General features: G+C 66.8%; 5 protein-coding genes. 3 read left to right on the forward strand and 2 right to left on the reverse strand.

Going from position 1 to position 3,602, the window contains the following annotated elements; all coding sequences use genetic code 11:
- Nucleotides 1-249: transposase (locus ACFU0Y_RS17580; protein ID WP_380216154.1), on the forward strand; the 249-nt coding region annotated here is incomplete at its 5' end.
- 119 nt (nucleotides 250-368) lie between these two features.
- A complete protein-coding gene (locus ACFU0Y_RS17585) occupies nucleotides 369-653 on the forward strand; it encodes a hypothetical protein (RefSeq protein ID WP_380216156.1) in 285 nt (94 codons plus the stop codon).
- Between the two features lie 710 nt (nucleotides 654-1,363).
- Here the strand turns inward: ACFU0Y_RS17585 and ACFU0Y_RS17590 are convergent.
- On the reverse strand, nucleotides 1,364-1,765 hold the full coding sequence (locus ACFU0Y_RS17590) for an RDD family protein (protein WP_380216158.1): 402 nt from the start codon (nucleotides 1,763-1,765) through the stop codon (nucleotides 1,364-1,366).
- A 453-nt stretch (nucleotides 1,766-2,218) separates the two neighbouring features.
- On the opposite strand from ACFU0Y_RS17590, the gene ACFU0Y_RS17595 reads away from it, so the two are divergent.
- Entirely contained in the window at nucleotides 2,219-2,890 is a 672-nt protein-coding gene (locus tag ACFU0Y_RS17595) for a hypothetical protein (protein WP_380216160.1), read from the forward strand.
- Nucleotides 2,891-3,109: 219 nt separating this feature from the next.
- Here ACFU0Y_RS17595 and ACFU0Y_RS17600 read toward each other — a convergent pair whose 3' ends face one another.
- Complete coding sequence (locus tag ACFU0Y_RS17600) at nucleotides 3,110-3,349, reverse strand: helix-turn-helix domain-containing protein (protein ID WP_380216162.1); 240 nt, start codon at nucleotides 3,347-3,349, stop codon at nucleotides 3,110-3,112.
- Nucleotides 3,350-3,602: the final 253 nt, after the last annotated feature.

Raw genomic sequence — 3,602 nt, forward strand, 5'->3', positions numbered from 1 at the left:
CGCCACGACCTGGTGGCTGCCTGGTTCAGCGAGGGCGTGTACTTCGCCGCCCCGGCCAGTCCGTGGATGCGGGGGTCCAACGAGAACATGAACGGTTTGCTGCGCCAGTACTTCCCGAAGGGCACGGACCTGAGCGTCTACACCGCCGGGGATCTCGCCAGAGTGGAGCTGTTGCTCAACACCCGTCCGCGGAAGGTGCTCGGTTGGGCAACACCGGCCACCGTGTTCGCCGCGAAGATGTCATGCTGAAACCAGGCCGGTGTTGCGACGAGCTGTTGAATCCGCCCGGCGCCCGAGGGTCAGTATTCAGACGGCATCGACACCCCGCCGGCCGGTGGGCCGACGTCACGTGGGTCCTGCACCGGTCCTTGATCCCCGCCACCCTCGACCGGCCGCAGCCGACACGGTGGCTGGAGGTACGCAGCCCCGATCCGGCTCACCCCGGCTACACCGGCCACCCAGCGTGGGCGAGCCCGTTGGCCATCGGCTACACCGCTGCACTGGCTACGCACGAGGCCGAAACCGTCAACGAGCCCCTGCCGGTTCACGATGTGGAGCAACTCAAGTCGGCCACGGTCGTCGTGCCACGTGAACAGCTCTCGGAGTGGGTGCTCGATGGTCTCGAGGGTCAACCCTCGCCGGCACGCGGCTGACGTCATGCACACACCAGCACACCAAGAGCTCGACCGCACCGCCCGCCCCGTACGCAGTAATTTATGGGTGCAAATTGATGTGTCCGGTTGTGAACTGCCACATACCCAAACTCTTGCTGGACGGGGCTGAAGCGAGCATTCTTGCTGACCAGGGAGGACATGGAGTTCACATCAAACCATCTTCCAGCTTCTGCCGCGTCGACCGGCCGCATCTGGTTCCGGGGGGATCCAGGTCGCGACCCAATAAGAGTCCACGCAGAAGCAGCACGGGGGTGGGCTGGCCGGGGGGCCAGCTCACCCCCGTCACCTTTCCCGGCCATCGCGGCGACACCTCAGCCGACCCCGACGAGACGTCTCGCATCCCTGGGGGTGTGAGGCGAGAAAGCATGGTTGCAATGGATCGTCCGTGCTCGCTGACAACTATGGGTTGCGGAAGATCGTCTCGCTGTCTCGCTGCTTGCGCGGGATGTCGATCCGACTGGTGCGACCCGACGCGTCGAGCGGGGATCGGTACAGCAGGCGCGGATCATCCTGCTGGTCCCAGTCGACGTGCTCGCTCAGGATGCCGTGAGGACCGTGGATGCTGCCCGGTCGTGCGGGCCTCGTCGAGCGCCGAGCAGGCTCATCGCCAGATACACCACGATGGCGGTCAGCACCACGTTCAGGCCGGCGAAAATTCACCAGGGCACGTCTGCGTCATAGCCACGGCGTTAGAAAACCGCCTGCATCTGCCACACGAAGGTGTGCGCCACCTCCCACGGCAAAAGCTTGACCACCGTGCGGATAGCGACTTGCCCGCGGGAGGGGCGGTGGCCGTCGATCCGCCTCACCATGAGACCGAGCCGCTGTTTGCCCGACGACGCCTGCGCCGAACTGGACTCGCCGAAGTAGAGGTACAGACCGGCGGGAAGCGTGAGGAGCAGGAAGAACACCGCCTGGGCGTCCACCGGGCCCAGCACACCGAGCACATCGGGGTCACCACCGGAGAGCGCGTTGGGCACGAGCGACCCCACCGCGAGCAGAGCCATCCACCCGAGGATGACGAGATTGTCCAGCAGCAGAGCCGCCACCCGTTGTTTCGCGGAGACACGAGGAACGAGTGCGAGCGGCATGCGTTCAGATCAGCGGGTGCATCAGAGTGGGGCCGGACCCGCACGCTCCGCCAGGACCTGGCCGGGCTGTCCAGCAACGGCGAAGCGATCGTCCTGTTAGATGCCGAACACATCTCCATCGTGTCCACGCGTGAGCACGCCATCGCCGTCACCCCCGCCGTCCTCGAGGATTCGGCTGCAGCCACCCCTGCAGCCACCGAGTGAGACCGGTTGTCAGGGCGGGGCCCTTCGTCACATCGGCACTGGTGCACCGGCTCCGCCGTCTTCCCTTGTCCCGCTCCATTGGCCGCAGTATGTTCGAGCGAACAACCCACGACTCCACGCGTCAGAGGGTCGGCCGGTGGCCGGGCGGCATCCGCGACGAGTTCACCCGACGTACCGGACACGGAGACGGTCATGCCGCCATCGGAACGACATTTCTCACGGGTCGGAACCATCGCAGCCGTCGCCGGCGTGATCGTCTATACCGCGTCCGCCGGGCTGCACCCGTGGACCCCTCCGCACGAGACGGCGGCGGCCTTCGCCGACTACGCGGTCGAGCCCCTGTGGGCGCTCTACCACCTGGGGGAACTTCTCGGGATCCTGCTGATGGGCGTCACGGTCCTGGCGTTGGCCTGGCGATTGCGACGAGGCGCCGCCGTCGTCTGGGCCACCCTGGGAGCTGCCGCCATGGTGGTGTACGCCGGCCTCTACGCGGTGTTCGTAGCCGTGGACGGTGTGGCCCTGGGCATCATGGTCGACCGCTGGGCGGGCGCCGGCCCCGGGCAACAAGACCTCCTCTACGAGACCGCCTTCGCCGTTCGACAGATCGAGGGAGGCCTTTTCAGCCTCCAGTGGCTGATGTTCGGCATCGTGGCCGGACTGTTCGCGGTCGCCTTCTTCATCAAGGCGCGATCTACCGCCCGTGGCCGGTGGTCGAACATCCTGGGATGGATCATTGCCATCACCTGCCTCGGAGCGCTGTCCTTCGGCGTCGTCCAGTCGAACACCGGATACTCCGACCTGTCCATGGCCTTCCAGACCGGGATCTACATCGGTGGCGTGTGGGTCCTGGTGGTGGCCTGGTTCCTCCATCGCGAACCCGAGCACGTCGACCGCGCCGAGAAGCCTTCGACGAGGGTATGACCACGACGATTCAGACGACGTCGGCACCGCTGATCAGCACGACGCACGGACATCGGATCGGCTCTGCGTCCGCGGCTCTCACCCCGGCACGGTCCCGCCTTCCGCCAGGCTCTTGGTCACCTCTATGAGATCCCCGGGGAGCCCGCCGAGAGGTGCTGGCGCAGCAGTTCTGCTGTCATCTCAGGACGCGCCCGCAGGACGAACATCATCGGGTATGAATCAGTCCGTCAGGGCAGGGTCAGACTCCTCGGACTCTGCAGCGGTGACCGCTCCGGCGGTCACCGTCTCGGCGGGTCGGGGTGGGAGGTGGCGGTACAGAGTGGTGCGGGTGATCCCGGTGTTGGCCACGATCTCCGCGACGGTGTGTCCGCTCTCGCGCCGATGGGCGGCGTGGGCCAGCTTTGCCAGCTGCCGGAGACACCAGGCTGTGCGAGGGGTTCGACAAGAGGATGCCTCCACCGGCCAAGGCGCTCACGGCAGGCCTCGACCGACTCAGCAGGGTCCCGCGCCCAGACGGTGTCCGGGGTCGGTGGAGGGAGTGACAGCGACGAAAGGGGGCGCTTCCGGCGGGAAGCGCCCCCTCGGGGTGTCCTCGTGGTGGACCGGCCGTGGCGTGTTGGCCTGGTGTCGTGTCAGGGGCGGTGCGGGCCGGGCTTGCGGATCAGCGCTGTCAGTGCGATACCGGCCAGAGCCAGTCCGACGATGGCCAGCA

Origin of the sequence: Kocuria sp. NPDC057446 (genome assembly GCF_042802875.1) — a bacterium.
Classification (GTDB): domain Bacteria; phylum Actinomycetota; class Actinomycetes; order Actinomycetales; family Micrococcaceae; genus Kocuria.